At 74.5% G+C, this 15,439-nt stretch carries 15 protein-coding genes; 10 read left to right on the forward strand and 5 right to left on the reverse strand.

The genetic code is table 11. The annotated features are described in order from the left end of the window. Window positions 1-2,356 (reverse strand): AAA family ATPase (locus AB0I76_RS09395; protein ID WP_357032283.1); only part of this gene is annotated, 2,356 nt, incomplete at its 3' end. A gap of 199 nt (window positions 2,357-2,555) precedes the next feature. Between AB0I76_RS09395 and AB0I76_RS09400 the strand changes: the two genes are divergently transcribed. From AB0I76_RS09400 to rdgB, 10 genes are all read left to right on the forward strand, one after another. After that, complete coding sequence (locus AB0I76_RS09400) at window positions 2,556-4,124, forward strand: hypothetical protein (RefSeq protein WP_357032286.1); 1,569 nt, start codon at window positions 2,556-2,558, stop codon at window positions 4,122-4,124. 94 nt (window positions 4,125-4,218) lie between these two features. Beyond that, window positions 4,219-4,509, forward strand: coding sequence for an ATP-dependent Clp protease adapter ClpS (gene clpS / locus AB0I76_RS09405; protein WP_357032289.1), 291 nt, complete (start codon window positions 4,219-4,221; stop codon window positions 4,507-4,509). Window positions 4,510-4,511: 2 nt separating this feature from the next. Then, window positions 4,512-5,006, forward strand: a complete 495-nt coding sequence (locus AB0I76_RS09410) for a DUF2017 domain-containing protein (RefSeq protein ID WP_357032321.1) — start codon at window positions 4,512-4,514, stop codon at window positions 5,004-5,006. 53 nt (window positions 5,007-5,059) lie between these two features. Further along, window positions 5,060-5,548: a M67 family metallopeptidase gene (locus AB0I76_RS09415; RefSeq protein WP_357032292.1), complete on the forward strand. Its 489-nt coding sequence runs from the start codon at window positions 5,060-5,062 to the stop codon at window positions 5,546-5,548. A 68-nt stretch (window positions 5,549-5,616) separates the two neighbouring features. Further along, window positions 5,617-6,000 (forward strand): MoaD family protein, encoded by a 384-nt coding sequence (locus AB0I76_RS09420; protein ID WP_357032295.1) that lies wholly within the window; start codon window positions 5,617-5,619, stop codon window positions 5,998-6,000. Window positions 6,001-6,011: 11 nt separating this feature from the next. After that, window positions 6,012-6,977, forward strand: coding sequence for a pyridoxal-phosphate dependent enzyme (locus AB0I76_RS09425; protein WP_357032298.1), 966 nt, complete (start codon window positions 6,012-6,014; stop codon window positions 6,975-6,977). 260 nt (window positions 6,978-7,237) lie between these two features. Further along, a complete protein-coding gene (locus AB0I76_RS09430) occupies window positions 7,238-7,984 on the forward strand; it encodes an MBL fold metallo-hydrolase (protein ID WP_357032301.1) in 747 nt (248 codons plus the stop codon). A gap of 90 nt (window positions 7,985-8,074) precedes the next feature. Then, window positions 8,075-9,220 (forward strand): glycosyltransferase family 1 protein, encoded by a 1,146-nt coding sequence (locus tag AB0I76_RS09435; protein WP_357032304.1) that lies wholly within the window; start codon window positions 8,075-8,077, stop codon window positions 9,218-9,220. Between the two features lie 179 nt (window positions 9,221-9,399). Continuing rightward, window positions 9,400-10,125: a ribonuclease PH gene (rph, locus tag AB0I76_RS09440; protein WP_357032307.1), complete on the forward strand. Its 726-nt coding sequence runs from the start codon at window positions 9,400-9,402 to the stop codon at window positions 10,123-10,125. Beyond that, complete coding sequence (rdgB, locus tag AB0I76_RS09445) at window positions 10,122-10,739, forward strand: RdgB/HAM1 family non-canonical purine NTP pyrophosphatase (RefSeq protein ID WP_357032309.1); 618 nt, start codon at window positions 10,122-10,124, stop codon at window positions 10,737-10,739. Before rph ends, rdgB begins: the two co-directional genes overlap by 4 nt. Window positions 10,740-10,769: 30 nt before the next feature. Here the strand turns inward: rdgB and hutH are convergent, their stop codons facing one another. The 4 genes from hutH to AB0I76_RS09465 all read right to left on the reverse strand — a co-directional run. Next, window positions 10,770-12,308 (reverse strand): histidine ammonia-lyase, encoded by a 1,539-nt coding sequence (gene hutH, locus AB0I76_RS09450; RefSeq protein ID WP_357032312.1) that lies wholly within the window; start codon window positions 12,306-12,308, stop codon window positions 10,770-10,772. Then, complete coding sequence (gene hutI / locus AB0I76_RS09455; protein WP_357032315.1) at window positions 12,296-13,468, reverse strand: imidazolonepropionase; 1,173 nt, start codon at window positions 13,466-13,468, stop codon at window positions 12,296-12,298. Before hutI ends, hutH begins: the two co-directional genes overlap by 13 nt. Beyond that, window positions 13,465-14,817, reverse strand: coding sequence for a formimidoylglutamate deiminase (locus AB0I76_RS09460; protein ID WP_357032324.1), 1,353 nt, complete (start codon window positions 14,815-14,817; stop codon window positions 13,465-13,467). The genes hutI and AB0I76_RS09460 overlap by 4 nt, the downstream gene beginning before the upstream one ends. After that, on the reverse strand, window positions 14,814-15,439 hold a 626-nt coding region (locus tag AB0I76_RS09465), incomplete at its 5' end, for a M20/M25/M40 family metallo-hydrolase (RefSeq protein ID WP_357032318.1). The genes AB0I76_RS09460 and AB0I76_RS09465, both read right to left, overlap by 4 nt.

Raw genomic sequence — 15,439 nt, forward strand, 5'->3', positions numbered from 1 at the left:
GCGCGGTCGCGGTCGCCTCGGCCGCCCAGAGCACCAGGTCGCGGTCGGCGAGGTCGTCGGCGACCGCCAGCAGCTCCTCGGCGTCGCCCTCCGCCACCGCCCGGGCGTGCCGGGCCAGCAGTGGCGCCAGCTCACCGTCGACACGTTCGGAGAGTTCGGACAGCCGCTGCGCGACGGTCCGGCGGCTGCCGTCGGAGCAGGTCGGGCCGACCGGTGCGGTGGCCTGGTCGAGCCGGACGAGGTCGTGCAGCACGTGCACCTCGTGGCCGGCGAGGCCGTCCGCGCGCAGCCGGTCGGCCAGGGCGCTCAGGTGCTTGGCCGCGCCGGGCAGGTCGCCGGCGGCGGCGAGCACCGCGCCCCGCGCCTGCTCCAGCCAGGGGTAGAGCACCGTCATGCTCGGGGCGTGGGTGCGGTCCGCCTCGGCCATGGCCTCCGCCGCCTGCTCCGCGTCGCCGCGCAGTGCCGCCGTCTGCGCCCGTTCGGCCTGGGCGAGGCCCGCGTACACCCGGCTGGTGGCCAGCACGGCGCAGGCACTGAGGCTGATCCCCAGCGCCGCGTCGCTCTGCCCCCGCAGCCGCGCCGCGTAGGCCTGGAGGATGGCCAGGTAGCCGGTGCCGAGCCGGAAGTCGCCGGCACCGGCCAGGTCGGCGAACTCGTCGGCCGCGATGGCGTCGATGCCGGCCAGGTCGCCGCCGATCGCCAGCCGGGTGCCGCGCGCCAGCTCCAGGGCGAGTTGCAGGTACGGCATGTCGGTCCGCCAGCGCGCCGCCTCCGACTGGGTCAGGCCGACGGCGGTGGCGCTGAGCCGCAGCTGCCCCTGTGCCGCGTGGAGGTACGCGATGGTGCAGCGGGCCAGCTCGCGGGCCGACACGCTGGCGGCCGGCCGGTCCAGCACCGTCCGGCCCAGCCGCAGAGCCGCACCCAGGTCGAGCCGGTGCAGCCGCATGATGGCCTCGAAGGCCAGCACGCGGGCCTGGTCGGCCGAGTCGACGAGCTCGGCGCCCCGCGCCGCGATCTCCTCCACGGTGGACTCCCGGCTGAGCCCCCAGTAGCTGACCATCCCGCGGACGGTCAGCCACCGGCTGCGCCGCCGGTCGTCGCCGAGATCCGCGGCGACCGCGTCGAGCACCTCGATCGCCTCGTCCGGCCGGTCGGCGAACATGAGGATGGTGGCCAACAGCTCCGCCGCGTCGAAGCCGCCACCCGTGTCGAGCGCCGCGCGGGCCAGCCGGGTCGCCAGCGGTACGTCGTACCGGGTGAACGCCTGCACCGCCGCGCCCAGCAGCATCGGGGCGTCCTGTGCCGTGCCGGAGTCGAGCCGCCAGACGGCCACCCGCAGCAGGTCGTCGCGTCGCCGGCTGCCGACCTCCTGCAGCAGGGCGGCGAGGCGGGCCTGCAGGCGCCGGGTCCGGCTGACCGGACAGTTCCGGCGCATGACCTCGCCGTACAGCGGGTGGGCGAGCCGCACGTCGAGCCGGCGGTCGTCGGTGACCATGGTGATCAGCCCTCGCTCCTCGGCGGTCTCCACGTCCTCCGGCTCGACGGCCTTGTTCAGCAGGTGCAGGCCCAGCGGCTCGCCGAAGGCGACCAGCTCGACCACCGCGCGTACGCCGGGAGTGAGCCGGCCGATCCGGGTGTCGATCAGCTCGGTGAGGCTCGGCGCCAGCTCCAGCCGGCCGGTCCACTTCCACACCCCGTACGTGCTGGTCACTTCGCCGCTGCCGACGGCGGCGTGCACCAGCTCGCGGAGCAGCAGCGGATTGCCGGCCGACAGCCGGCCCAGCCGGTCGGCGGACGCCGGGTCGACCGGCTCGTCGAGGATGGCGGCGAGGAGGCCGGCGGTGTCGGCCGGACACATCGGGCTCAGCTCGGCGTTGTCCACCAGGCCGTCCGTCCACAGCGCGCGGATCGGCAGCGGAAGCTGCTCGCCGTCGCGCAGGGTGCCGATGACGGTGGCGTTCTCCGACCGGGCCACGAGGTGCACCAGCGCGGCCGACGGCGGGTCGAGCAGGTGCGCGTCGTCGATGGCGAGGACGATCCGCCGCCCGGCTGCCTGCTGTTGGAGCACGTCGAGCGCCCAGCGCAGGATCCCGGCCGGTGAGAGACCGGGCGGCTGGTCCGCGGGCAGCAGTTGGACCAGCCCGCCGAAGGGCAGTGCGGCGGTGGTCGCGCTCGCCGCGACCAGCCAGACCGCGTACGTCTCCCGGGGCAGGGCGTCGACCACCTCGCGGAGCAGCCTGCTCTTGCCGATGCCGGCGGTGCCGGAGAAGAAGAGACCCCGTCCCTCCGCGCCCGTCACCGCGGTCAGCAGGCGGTTGAACTCGTCTGCCCGACCGACGAACCTCCACCGACTCATTGCGGCAGCATATCGACGGAATGCCGTACGCGCGCACACCGTCACGCACCGAAGTTGAGTAACGCGACAGTTACCGGTGAGTACCCCACCTGTTCGCCGTGGCACCGCTGTGCCCGTACTCTTCCGGCATCCGGTTCCGCAACGCCGGACTATCGACGTGGCCGGTTGCCGCCGGTCGCCGTGCAGGGGAGGCCGCCTGATGAAGCCGGGTCCGCTCCCCGAGGTGGACATGTCGGGTGACACCTTCGGCTCCACCGACCTGCCCCAGTGCCGGCCACTGCCCGCACGGCTGGGCGCGGCCCGGCCCGACCCGGCGGAGCCGCTGGGCGTGATCGCAGCCGGTCCGGCCGCCGCCGGCCGGACGGCGCTGCTCGCCGATCTGCTCCGGGTGGACCCCGCCCTGCTCGGCGTGCCCGCCGGCAGTTGGCTGGTGCTGCGCCACGCCAAGTCGCCCAGCCGGTCCGCGTATGTGCCGGGCTACCGCCAGCCGCACTCCTACGGCGCCGACCGGCTCGCCGCCGGCCCCGCCCTCGCCCGGCCGCCGCGCCGGGTCGAGCTGACCGTGCCGGAGCCCCTCCTGCGCCACTTCACGTTGGTGGACACCCCGGACACCGCCGCACTCGGCGTCGCCGGCGGGCAGGTGCTGCTTGAGGCGGCGGGGCGGGCCGGTGCCGTGCTCTTCGTCATCGCGGCGGACCAGGCGTTCGCCGCGGCCGAGCTGCACCTGCTCGCCGACCTCGCCCGCTCTCCGGTGCGGGTGTTCTTCGCGGTGACGCCCGGCGTGACCGGGTGGGCGCCGGCGTCCGACGGCCTGCCGACGACGGAGGACACGGGGGCGTCCGCTCGTCCGGCCGAGGCGGGGTTCGCCGGGCCGGCCCCTGCGGCCGACCCGGTGGACCCGGTCGCGGTGACCGTCGAGGCGCACCGGGCCACCCTGCTGGCCGCCGTTCCGGGGCTGGCCGGGGCCCGCTGGTTCCCCATCCGCGACGGCGACAGCGCCGACCTGCGCCGGGCCCTCGTGGGCTGGGCCGCCGACGAGGGGCTGCGGCGGGCGAGCGCCGAGCCGCCGGTGCTGCCGGGTTCGCACGGGCGGGTGTCGGTGCTCTCCCAGCCGGGATCATGGTCGGAGCGGCTGGAACGGCAGGCCCGGTCCTGTTCACAGCGCATCCGCCAGCACCTCGCGCTGGAGGTCGCCAACATCCATCTCCGGGTCGTGCAGGAGATCGTCTTCGGGGTCGGCTGCGCCGGCCTGCCGCAACTGCTCGACCGGGAGACGGAGGCGCTCTCGCTGCTGGCGACCGCCCAGTGCGACCACGCCGTACGGGGGATGCTGGCCGACGCTGCCGGCGCGGTCTTCGGCACACCGCTGCCCGAAGGGGTCCGACGCCGGCTCTGCGCCGCCGTGCGGTGGGCGCTGGTCGACCACCGGGGCGGAGCGGACCTCGACCGCGTGCTCCTGGTCACCAGCACGGGCGGCGTGGCCGGCCTGACCGGTGCCGGCGCGATCGACGCGGTGGTGGCCTATCCCGGGGCGCCCCGCGACGAGGTGCTCCCGCCGGTGGCGGTGGCACTCTCGGGCGGCTGCTGGCAGCACTGGCGCAGCCCGGGCAACGACGACCCCAACATCGCCCGGGCCTGGTCCCAGCGGGCGTTGCGCGAGGTCGAGCTGGAGCTGACCCAGGAGGTGTCCCGCCGGTTCGACGTCGTTCGCCTGGCGCTGGACGCCGTGCTCTCGGACGCCGTCGACCACGGCATCCTCCTTGCCTGACGGGGCCGATCCGGTGGTGGTCTTCCGGGACGATCCGGACTCCCCCGGCGTTCCGGTTCCTCGGTCCGCGGATTCCGGTGGCACGATGGGGGGCATGGCGGCTCCGCAGGTTGCACCGGTCGAGACGCCGGCCACCGATGAGGTGCCGGCGTCCGACCGGCCATGGGTGACGATCGTGTGGGACGACCCGGTCAACCTCATGACGTATGTGACCTGGGTCTTCCAGAAGCTCTTCGGGTACAGCAGGGAGAGGGCCGAGCAGCTGATGCTGGACGTGCACCACAAGGGCCGCGCCGTGGTCAGCAGCGGCGCCCGGGAGCGGATGGAACACGACGCCTCGCAGTTGCACGCGTACGGCCTCTGGGCGACGGTGGACCGCTCGTGAGCATGTTCCGTCGCCACGGCGACCGCTACGTGGCCGTTCTGGCGGTGGACGAGGTCCGGGTGCTGCGGAAGGTGGCCTCCGAGGTCGTCGGCCTGCTGACCGACGGGTTCGACCACACCGACCCGGTGGTCGGCCGGCTCTTCCCGGACGCGTACCCGGAGGACGCCTCGACCAGCGCCGAGTTCCGCCGCTACACCGAGGGCGACCTCAAGACCGCCAAGATCGACCAGGCCGGCGCGATCCTCGCCGCCCTGCCGGACTCCGCCGGCGGGGAGGTCCGCCTCGATGCCGAGGCGGCCGAGGCGTGGCTGCGGGCCCTCAACGACGCCCGCCTGGCCATGGGCGTCCGGCTGGAGATCAAGGACGGCACCGACCTCGGCGCGGAGCTGGACGACGCGGTGGCCGAGGATCCCTCGTCCAGCCGGGTGTTCCAGCTTTCGGTCTACGCCTATCTGGGCTACCTCCAGGAGTCCCTGCTCAACGCGCTGATCGACTGATGGTGACCGTCGCCACCTCCCGCTGTAGCGGGGCAGGCGTTAGGCTGGGCGGCGTGCTGAGCATCGACCGGTCGATCGTCGACGCGATCGTCGCCCACGCGCGTCGGGACCACCCCGACGAGGCGTGCGGCGTGGTCGCCGGTCCCGCCGGCAGCGACACCCCCACCCGGCACATCCCGATGGACAACGCGGCCCGTTCCATGACGTTCTACGAGTTCGACTCGATGGAGCAGCTCCGGGTGTGGCGGGAGATGGACGACCGGGACGAGGAGCCCGTCGTCATCTACCACTCGCACACCGCGACCGAGGCCTACCCGTCCCGCACCGACATCTCCTTCGCCGGCGAGCCGGGCGCGCACTACCTGCTGGTCTCCACCCGCGAGACCGACACCGAGGAGATCCGTTCCTTCCGGATCGTCGACGGCGTCGTGACGGAGGAGCCGGTGCGGATCCTGGACGCCGGGGTGGACCCGCACGCCGTGCAGTCCTACATGTTCGGGCAGAGCCCGGCGACGGTCGACTACGAGTGTTCCGGCCGCTGACCTCAGCGCCGTAGCACCCGTCCGCGTCCCGTCACCCCCTGGCACACCCGATCAAGGAGCACGTCACCATGGCCATCGAAGTTCGCATTCCCACCATCCTGCGCAGCTACACCGGCGGCTCGAAGGTCGTCGAGGGCACCGGCGACACCCTGGGCGACCTGCTCACCGACCTGGACTCGCGCCACGCGGGGCTGAAGGGCCGCCTGGTCACCGACGCCGGCGCCCTGCACCGCTTCGTCAACGTCTACGTCAACGACGAGGACGTCCGCTTCCTCGGTGCGCTGGACGCCAAGCTCAACGACGGCGACAGCGTGACCATCCTGCCGGCCGTGGCCGGCGGCGCGTTCGGATTCGCGGCGGCAGCCGCGATCAGCCAGCACCGTGCCGCGGCAGCGGCGATCAGCCAGCACCGTGCCGACGGCGTGCGCAGCACGCCGGTCGCCGCCCGCTGAGGGCGGTCGCCATGGCGCGGTACGACAGCCTGCTCGACGCCTGCGGCGGCACTCCCCTGGTGGGGTTGCCGCGGCTGTCTCCGACGGTGCCCGACGGGGCGCCGCCGGTGCGGCTGTGGGCGAAGCTGGAGGATCGGAACCCGACCGGCAGCATCAAGGACCGGGCGGCCCTGTTCATGGTCCGGGCTGCCGAGGAGGCCGGCCGGCTGCGGCCGGGCGACACCATCCTCGAACCGACGAGTGGCAACACGGGCATCTCGCTGGCGATGGTGGCCAAGTTGCGCGGCTACCGCCTGGTCTGCGTGATGCCGGAGAACGTCTCGACCGAGCGCGTGCAGCTGCTCCGGATGTACGGCGCGGAGATCATCTTCTCGCCGGCCGCGGGCGGCTCCAACCAGGCGGTCGCCACCGCGAAGCTGATCTCGGCGGAGCACCCGGACTGGGTGATGCTCTACCAGTACGGCAACGAGGCGAACGCCCGGGCGCACTACGAGACCACGGGTCCGGAGCTGCTGCACGACCTGCCGACGATCACGCATTTCGTGGCGGGTCTCGGCACCACCGGCACGCTCATGGGCACCGGTCGCTACCTGCGGGAGAAGGTCGACGGGATCCAGGTCGTCGCGGCCGAGCCGCGTTACGGCGAGCTGGTCTACGGCCTGCGCAACATCGACGAGGGCTACGTCCCCGAGCTGTACGACGCCACCGTGCTGTCGCGGCGCTTCTCCGTCGGCACCCGGGACGCCGTGCTGCGTACCCGGCAGCTGGTGGAGGTGGAGGGCATCTTCGCCGGCTTCTCCACCGGCGCGATCCTGCACGCCGCCCTGGCGGTGGCGCACGAGGCGGTCCGCGAGGGTCGTCGGGCCGACGTGGCGTTCGTCGTGTGCGACGGTGGCTGGAAGTACCTGTCCACCGGCGCGTACGGCGGCACGCTCGCCGACGCCGAGGACGCCCTGGAGGGCCAGCTCTGGGCCTGACCGGTCGGACGGGACGGGGCCGCCGGCATCTGTCGGCGGCCCCGTCGCCGTCCAGGGCTTCAGTGGCGGTGGTGACGGGCCGTGCAACGCCGGTCACCAAATCCGAGGAGGGTGTCACCTTCGTGACAACTTCCCATGGATGATTCATGCCCCGTGGCGTGCGAGCGTAGGCTGCGCTGCGTGGCGTACGCGTCGGTAGAGATCATCCAGAGGGCGACCGCCGGCGCGGACACTACGGAAAGTAACGACGGGGCGACCCCATGCGGTTGACCGTTCTGGGCTGCGCGGGGAGCTTCCCCAGTCCGGAATCCCCGTGTTCGGCGTACCTCGTCGAGGCAAAGGGCTTCCGCCTCCTGGTGGACTTCGGTCCCGGGTCGCTGTCGACCCTCCAGCGGTACGCGGGGCTGCACGCCCCCGACGCCATCCTGCTGACCCACCTGCACTGTGACCACATCCTCGACGCGACGTCGTACGTGGTGGCCCGCCGGTACGCCCCGGACGGCCCCTATCCGCCGCTGCCCGTGTACGCGCCCGCCGGCGCACCGGACCGGCTCGCCGCCGCGTACTGGCAGGAGGACGGCACCCTCGAGGACGTGTACCAGTTCTACGCCCTCCAGCCCGGCACCTTCCCGATCGGCCCGCTCACGGTCACCGTCGACCGGGTGAACCACCCGATCGAGACGTACGGGGTGCGGCTGGAGCACGAGGGTCGGGTGCTCTGCTACTCGTCGGACACCGCCCCCTGCGACGCGCTGCTGCGGCTCGCCCAGGACGCCGACGTCTTCCTGTGCGAGGCCAGCTACCTCGACGGCGTGGACAATCCGCCGGACCTGCACCTGACCGGCCGGGAGGCCGGCGAGGCGGCGACGAAGGCGGGCGTCGGCCGGTTGCTGCTGACCCACCTCGTGACGGCCTGGGGGAGCGAGGCGCACACGCTCGCCGCGGCGGCCGCCGCGTACCCGGGCCCGCTGGAAGTGGTCCGGCCCGGCGCCAGCTACGACGTCTGACCCCGCCGGGCGGCCGGTCTTGCCGCAGTGTTCGCCGGGCCGTCAGCATCCCGTCGTCTGACGCACCCGTGACACCTCCACGGTGTGGACATGCGGATCGCCATCGTGACCGAGTCGTTCCCGCCGGACGTCAACGGCGTCGCACACTCGGTGGTCCGGGCGGCTGAACATCTCGTCGCCCGCGGCCATGAGCCGGTGGTCATCGCGCCGGCCCCGCCCGGACCCCGCCGGCAGGACACCGACCGGCACCCGTACCCGGTGATCCGGATTCCCAGCGTGCCGCTGCCGCGCTACCAGGGTTTCCGGCTGGGTGTACCGACGCCGGCCCAGCTGACCGGCGCCCTGCTGTCGCACGCCCCCGACGTCGTCCACCTGGCCAGCCCGTTCGTGCTCGGTGCCCGGGCGGCCACCCTCGCCGCCCGGCACGGCCTGCCGACCGTCGCCGTCTACCAGACCGATGTCGCCTCGTACGCTCGCGCGTACCGCGTCGGCTGGGGCGAGGCGGCGGCCTGGCGGCGGCTGCGGGAGATCCACAACTCCGCCCAGCGCACCCTCGCACCGTCCACCCGCGCCGCCGCCGACCTCATCGCCAACGGTGTGCAGCGGATCTGGCTGTGGCGCCGGGGCGTGGACGCCGAGCGGTTCCAGCCGGCCCGGCGGTGCGACGAGCTGCGCCGCTCCCTGGCCCCGGCCGGTGAGCTGTTGGTCGGCTACGTCGGGCGGCTCGCCCCGGAGAAGCGGGTCGGCCTGCTCGGCCCGATCTCCCGGTTGCCGGGTGTCCGGGTGGTGGTGGCGGGGGACGGCCCGGACCGGCGGCAGCTGGAACGGGCGCTGCCGGACGTGTGCTTCCTCGGGGTGCGGCACGGCGACGACCTGGCCCGGCTCTACGCCAGCCTGGACGTCTTCGTGCACACCGGCCCGCACGAGACCTTCGGTCAGACGATCCAGGAGGCGTTGGCCTCCGGCGTGCCGGTGGTGGCACCGGCCAGCGGTGGTCCGGTGGACCTGGTGGAGTCCGGGGTGACCGGGCTGCTCGTACCGCCCGACGACGGCGCCGCGCTGGCCGCCGCCGTGGCCCAGCTGGGCGGCGACGGGCCGCGCCGCGTCGCGTACGGTCTGGCGGCCCGCGCGGCGGTGAGCCGGCGCAGCTGGACGGCGGTGGGGGACGAGCTGATCGGGCACTACCGCGCGGTCCGCGCCGGATCGGCGGCGCTCGACCTGCCGGCGGCGTCGTGACCGCTCGGGCGCGCTGGCCGGCCGCGGTGGCCGGCTTCCTGCGCGCCCACCGTCTCGGTCCGGTCCCGGCGACCGCCGCCGCGCCCGTACCGGCGGGCGGCGGGCCCGCCGGGACCGCCCCCTGAACACCTCGGGACACCGCGGGACGGTTCGATCACGGCACCGCATAGGGTGCAGGCATGGCGCGACCTGACGGGCGGCGGCCCGACCAACTCCGACCGGTGACCCTGACCCGGGGCTGGAGCACCCACCCGGAGGGCTCGGTGCTCGTCGAGTTCGGCGGCACGCGGGTGCTCTGCACCGCCAGCGTGACCGAGGGCGTGCCCCGCTGGCGCAAGGGTTCCGGGCTGGGCTGGGTGACGGCCGAGTACGCGATGCTGCCCCGGGCCACCAACACCCGCTCCGACCGGGAGAGCGTGAAGGGCCGGGTCGGTGGGCGTACGCACGAGATCTCCCGCCTGATCGGCCGGAGCCTGCGCGCGTCGATCGACCTCAAGGCGCTCGGTGAGAACTCGGTGGTCCTCGACTGCGACGTGCTCCAGGCCGACGGCGGTACGCGCACCGCCGCGATCACCGGCGCGTACGTGGCGCTGCACGACGCGGTGACCTGGCTGGCCGCCCGCAAGGCGCTCGCCGGCAAGTCGGAGAAGGTGATGCACCGGTCGGTGGCCGCGATCAGCGTGGGCGTCATCGAGGGGGAGCCCCGCCTCGACCTGGACTACACCGAGGACGTGGCCGCCGAGGTCGACATGAACGTGGTCTGCACCGGCACCGGCGAGTTCGTCGAGGTGCAGGGCACCGGCGAGGCCGGCGTGTTCGCCCGCGACCAGCTCGACGCGCTGCTCGACCTGGCCGTCGCCGGCTGCGTGGAACTGGCCGAAGCCCAGCGGAAGGCACTGGCATGAACAAGGTCCTGCTCGCCACCCGTAACCGCAAGAAGCTCGTCGAGCTGCAGCGAATCCTCGACGGCGCCCTCGGCGCGCACCGGGTGGCGCTGATCGGGCTGGACGACGTCGAGGAGTACCCGGAGCTGCCCGAGAGCGGCCTGACCTTCGGCGAGAACGCGCTCATCAAGGCCCGCGAGGGCTGCCGACGCACGGGCCTGCCGACGATCGCGGACGACTCCGGGCTGGCCGTGGACGCGCTCAACGGCATGCCGGGCGTGTTCAGCGCCCGCTGGGCCGGCCGGCACGGCGACGACCGGGCCAACTTCGAGCTGGTCCTGGACCAGATCGCCGACCTGCCGGACGAGCACCGGGGCGCGTCCTTCGTCTGCACGGTCGCGCTGGTGCTGCCCGGCGGCAAGGAGCACCTCGTGGACGGCCGGCAGGCCGGGCGGCTGCTGCGGGCACCGCGCGGCGAGGGCGGCTTCGGCTACGACCCGATCTTCCTGGGCGACGGCCAGGACCGCACCAACGCCGAGCTGACGCCGGACGAGAAGGACGCGATCAGCCACCGGGGCAAGGCACTCCGCGAGATGGCCAAGCTCGTCGCCAAGGTGCTGCCGCCCGCCGCCTGACCCGCGGCGGACGGCAGCGGTCCGTCGAGGTCAGCCCAGCGGGCCGATCTCGCGTTCGATCGCCGCGCGCAGCTCGGGGCCGGCGATCACGGCGCGGGCGGCCTCCATCAGCGGGGCGAGGAAGACGTCCGGCCCCGGTTCGCCCGCCGCGCCGCTGAGCGCGGCGACCGCCGCCCGCCCGGCCGGTGACGGAACCAGGGGCGCCCGCAGCTGGAGTCCGCGTACGCCGGCGAGCAGCTCCACGGCGAGCAGGCTGGTCAGGTTGTCCAGGACGGTGCGGAGCTTCTTGGTGGCCGCCCAGCCCATCGAGACGTGGTCCTCCTGCATGCCGCTGGTGGGCAGCGAGTCCACCGAGGCGGGTGCGGCGAGCCGGCGGTTCTCCGCGACGATCCCGGCGGCCGTGTACTGGGCGATCATCAGCCCGGAGTTGACCCCCGCGTCGGGGGACAGGAAGGCGGGCAGCTCCCGGGAGCGGGTCACGTCGAGCAGCCGGTCCACCCGGCGTTCGGCGATGGCACCGACCTCGGCGGCGGCGATGGCGAGGAAGTCGGCGGCGAAGCCCAACGGCGCCCCGTGGAAGTTGCCGGTCGACTCGACCCGCCCGTCCGGCAGCACCACCGGGTTGTCCACCACCGAGACCAGCTCCCGGGCGGCCACCGTGCGGACGAAGTCCAGGGTGTCCCGGGCCGCGCCGGCGACCTGCGGCGCGCAGCGCATCGAGTACGCGTCCTGCACCGCGTGCGCCAGGTCGTCGCGGTGCGAGTCCATCACCCGGGAGTCCTGCAGCAGCCGGTGGATGTTCGCCGCCGACGTGGACTGCCCGGGGTGCGGGCGGATGGCGTGCAGTTCGGGCAGGAACGGCCGTTCCGAGCCGAGCATCGCCTCGATGGCCAGCGCCGCGGTCACGTCGGCCATGGCGAAAAGGTGGGCGGCGTCGTGGATCGCCAGCAGCAGCATGCCGAGCATGCCGTCGGTGCCGTTGATCAGGGCCAGCCCCTCCTTGGCGGCCAGCTCGACCGGCTTGAGGCCGGCCCGGTGCAGCGCGTCGGCGGCGTCGATCCGCTCACCGGCCGGGCCGAGCACCCAACCCTCGCCGAGCAGCACCAGCGCGCAGTGCGCCAGCGGGGCCAGGTCACCGGACGCGCCGAGCGACCCGTGCTCCGGCACCCACGGCGTCACGTCGTGGTTGAGCAGGTCGACCAGGGCCTCGGCGACCAGCGGGCGGACCCCGGAGCGGCCCAGCGCGAGGGAGCGGACCCGCAGCAGCATCATGGCGCGGACCACCTCGCGCGGCATCGGTGCGCCCACGCCCGCGGCGTGCGAGCGGATCAGGGCGTGCTGGAGTTCGGCCCGCCGCTCCGGCGCGACGAACGTGTTCGCGAGCGCCCCGAAGCCGGTGGAGACCCCGTACACGGGGCGGCCGGCGGCCTCGATGCCGTCCACGATGGACCGGCTCGTCGCCATCGCCTCGACCGTGGCCGGGTCGAGGACGACGGTGGCGGCGCCGCGGGCCACGGCGAGGACGTCGGCGGGGGAGACCCCGGTGGGCTGGATGACTACATGCGGCATTGCGGCACTCCGTTGTGCAGGACCTGGCGGATCAGGGGAACACCGGGCCGGTAGGCCAGGTGCAGGTGGGACGGGGCGTCGAGGATCACGAGGTCGGCCCGGGCGCCGGGCCGGAGCACGCCGACGTCGTCGCGGCGCAGCGCCCGCGCGCCGCCGGCGGTCGCGGCCCACACGGCCTCCGCCGGGGTCATCCGCATCTCGCGTACGGCGAGGGCGACGCAGAACGGCATCGACGACGTGTACGACGACCCGGGGTTGCAGTCCGTCGCCAGCGCGACGGTGACGCCCGCGTCGAGCAGCCGACGGGCGTCCGGGTACGGCGAGCGGGTGGAGAACTCCGCCCCGGGAAGCAGGGTGGCGACCGTCTCGGAGCCGGCGAGCGCGTCGACGTCGGCGTCGTCGAGGTGGGTGCAGTGGTCGACGCTGGCCGCGCCCAGCTCCACCCCGAGGCGTACGCCCGGACCGGGGCCGAGCTGGTTGGCGTGCACCCGAACCCCGAGACCGAGGGCCTGCCCGCAGGCGAGGATCGCGCGGGCGTGGTCGGCGTCGAAGGCGCCCCGCTCGCAGAACACGTCGATCCAGCGGGCGTGGGGTGCGGCGGCGGCCAGCATCGGCCCGCACACCAGTCCCACGTAGTCGTCGGGGCGGTCGGCGTACTCGGCGGGGACGACGTGCGCGCCGAGGAACGTGGTGTCCCCGCTGAACTCGGCGGCGATCCGCAGTGAGCGGGCCTCGTCGGCGACGGTGAGGCCGTACCCGCTCTTGATCTCCATGGTCGTGGTGCCCTGGCGCAGCGCCTCCCCGCGGAGCCGGCCCACGGTGGCTCGCAGCTCGCCGTCGGAGGCCGCACGGGTGGCGCCGACCGTGGTCCGGATGCCGCCCCCGGTGTACGGCTCGCCGGCCATCCGGGCGGCGAACTCGGCGGCCCGGTCCCCGGCGAAGACCAGGTGGGCGTGGCTGTCCACGAAGCCGGGCAGGACCGCTGCCCCCTCGGCGTCGATCCGCCGGTCGGCGGCGGGCGCGTAGCGCGCCGGGCCGACCCAGACGACGCGGCCCTCCTCGACCAGCAGGGCCGCGTGGCGGCGCAGCCCGAGCAGGTCGCCGGAGTCGGCGGAGTTGGTGACCAGCTCCCCGATGTTGTCCACCAGCAGGCTGCTCACGTCGTCACCGCCGCGATCGCGTCGCGCAGCTCGGTCGGCACGTCGACGTCCACGTGCCGGCCGTCGCGCACCACCACCCGGCCGTCGACCACGACGTGCGCGACGTCGGCGGCGGTCGCGGCGAAGAACACCCCGACCGGCGGCACCCCGGCGGTACGGGCGGAGTCCAGCCGTACGGTGACCAGGTCGGCGCGGTCGCCCACCGACAGCCGGCCGGCGTCGCCCCAGCCCAGCGCGGCGTGGCCGTTGACGGTCGCGGCGGTCAACAGCTCGACGGCACCGAAGTGGCCCCGTTTCCGCGTGCGCAGCCGCTCGTCCAGCTCCACGGCCCGAGCCTCCTCGAAGAGGTCGACCACCGCGTGGCTGTCGCTGCCCAGGCTGAGGGGAATCCCCACGTCGGCCATCCGGCGGACCGGCCCGATCCCGTCGGCGAGGTCCCGTTCGGTGGTGGGGCAGAGGCACACCCCGGTCCGGTGGTCACCCAGCAGCGTCAGGTCCCCGCCGGTCGGGTGGGTGGTGTGCACGGCGGTGGTGTGCGGTCCGAGCACGCCGTGGTCGGCGAGCAGCCCGGTCGGGGTGCGGCCGTGCACCGACCGGCAGGCGTCGTTCTCGGCGGGCTGCTCGGACAGGTGCACGTGCAGCGGTACGCCCCGGCGATCCGCCCACCCGGCGACGGTGGCGAGCTGCTCGGCCGGCACCGCGCGTACGGAGTGGATCGCCGCGCCGTGGCGGGCGTGGGCGTTCTCCGACGGCATCGCGTCGACGCGCTCGGCCCAGCGCAGCGCGTCGCCGTCGCCGAAGCGTCGCTGCGGCCCGACCAGCGGCTCACCGTCCACCGTGGACGTCAGATAGGCGGTGTCGAGCAACGTCAGCCGGACCCCGGCGTGCGCGGCGGCCTCGACCAGGGCGGCGCCCATCGTGTTCGGGTCGTCGTACGGCGTCCCGTCCGGGCCGTGGTGCAGGTAGTGGAACTCGCCGACGCAGGTGATGCCGGCGAGCGCCATCTCGGCGTACGCGGCGCGGGCCAGGGCGAGGTAGGAGTCCGGGTCGAGGCGGGCGGCGACCGCGTACATCTGGTCGCGCCAGCTCCAGAAGTCGCCCCGCCCGGCGTGGGTACGCCCGCGCAGCGCCCGGTGGAAGGCGTGCGAGTGGGCGTTGGCCAGCCCCGGCAGGGTGAGCCCGGGCAGCCGGACCGCGTCGCCCAGCACCTCCACGCCGGCCGGTGGGTGGCTCCCGGCCGTCAGCGGCGTGACCCCGGTGATCCGCCCGCCGTCGGTCTCGATCAGCACGTCCGGGGTGGGTTCGGCGTGGTCGGGCAGCCAGGCGTACTCGGCCAGCCAGCGGGTCATCGGCATGCCAGCTCCTCCAGCACCCGGGCCAGGGCGGTGACCCCGGCGGCGCAGTCGGCGTCGGTGGCGGCCTCGGCGGGGGAGTGCGACACCCCGGTCGGGTTGCGGACGAACAGCATCGCGGTGGGCAGGTGCGCGGCCAGCACACCCGCGTCGTGCCCGGCCCCGGTGGGCAGCACCGGGGCGTCCAGCAGCGTCGCCAGCCGACCGGACAGGCCCCCGTCGAACGCGACCAGCGGCGTCGCCGACTCCTCCGTCAGCGTCAGCTCCGTGCCGTCGCGCCGGGCCCGCTCGGCGGCCTTGGCGTGCACCGCCTCGACCAGGCCGCGCAGCGTGTCCGGCTCGGCCGCCCTGGCGTCCAGCCAGCCGGTCACCTTCGACGGGATGGCGTTGGTGGCGTTCGGCTCCACCGACACCCGGCCCACCGTGGCGTGGGCGTCGCGCAGCCGGGCCTCCTTGTTGGCGGCGAGCACCGTGAACGCGTACGTCAGCATGGGATCGCGGCGGTCGGCCATCCGGGTCGTACCGGCGTGGTTGCCCTCGCCGCGCACGTCGAAGCGCCAGCGACCGTGCGGCCAGATGGCGCTGGCGACCGCGACCGGCGCGTCGGCGTCGACCAGCG

Source organism: Micromonospora sp. NPDC049799, assembly GCF_040656655.1.
GTDB lineage: Bacteria > Actinomycetota > Actinomycetes > Mycobacteriales > Micromonosporaceae > Micromonospora.

Excerpts from the sequence above, each read along its gene's own strand:
- AB0I76_RS09435 (WP_357032304.1), top strand. The coding sequence starts at position 8,075 with ATGCGGATCGCCATCGTGACCGAGTCGTTCCCGCCGGACGTCAACGGC.
- rph (WP_357032307.1), top strand. The coding sequence starts at position 9,400 with ATGGCGCGACCTGACGGGCGGCGGCCCGACCAACTCCGACCGGTGACC.
- AB0I76_RS09425 (WP_357032298.1), top strand. The coding sequence starts at position 6,012 with ATGGCGCGGTACGACAGCCTGCTCGACGCCTGCGGCGGCACTCCCCTG.
- rdgB (WP_357032309.1), top strand. The coding sequence starts at position 10,122 with ATGAACAAGGTCCTGCTCGCCACCCGTAACCGCAAGAAGCTCGTCGAG.
- clpS (WP_357032289.1), top strand. The coding sequence starts at position 4,219 with ATGGCGGCTCCGCAGGTTGCACCGGTCGAGACGCCGGCCACCGATGAG.
- AB0I76_RS09420 (WP_357032295.1), top strand. The coding sequence starts at position 5,617 with ATGGCCATCGAAGTTCGCATTCCCACCATCCTGCGCAGCTACACCGGC.
- AB0I76_RS09410 (WP_357032321.1), top strand. The coding sequence starts at position 4,512 with ATGTTCCGTCGCCACGGCGACCGCTACGTGGCCGTTCTGGCGGTGGAC.
- AB0I76_RS09430 (WP_357032301.1), top strand. The coding sequence starts at position 7,238 with ATGCGGTTGACCGTTCTGGGCTGCGCGGGGAGCTTCCCCAGTCCGGAA.
- AB0I76_RS09400 (WP_357032286.1), top strand. The coding sequence starts at position 2,556 with ATGAAGCCGGGTCCGCTCCCCGAGGTGGACATGTCGGGTGACACCTTC.
- AB0I76_RS09460 (WP_357032324.1), bottom strand. The coding sequence starts at position 14,817 with ATGACCCGCTGGCTGGCCGAGTACGCCTGGCTGCCCGACCACGCCGAA.
- hutH (WP_357032312.1), bottom strand. The coding sequence starts at position 12,308 with ATGCCGCATGTAGTCATCCAGCCCACCGGGGTCTCCCCCGCCGACGTC.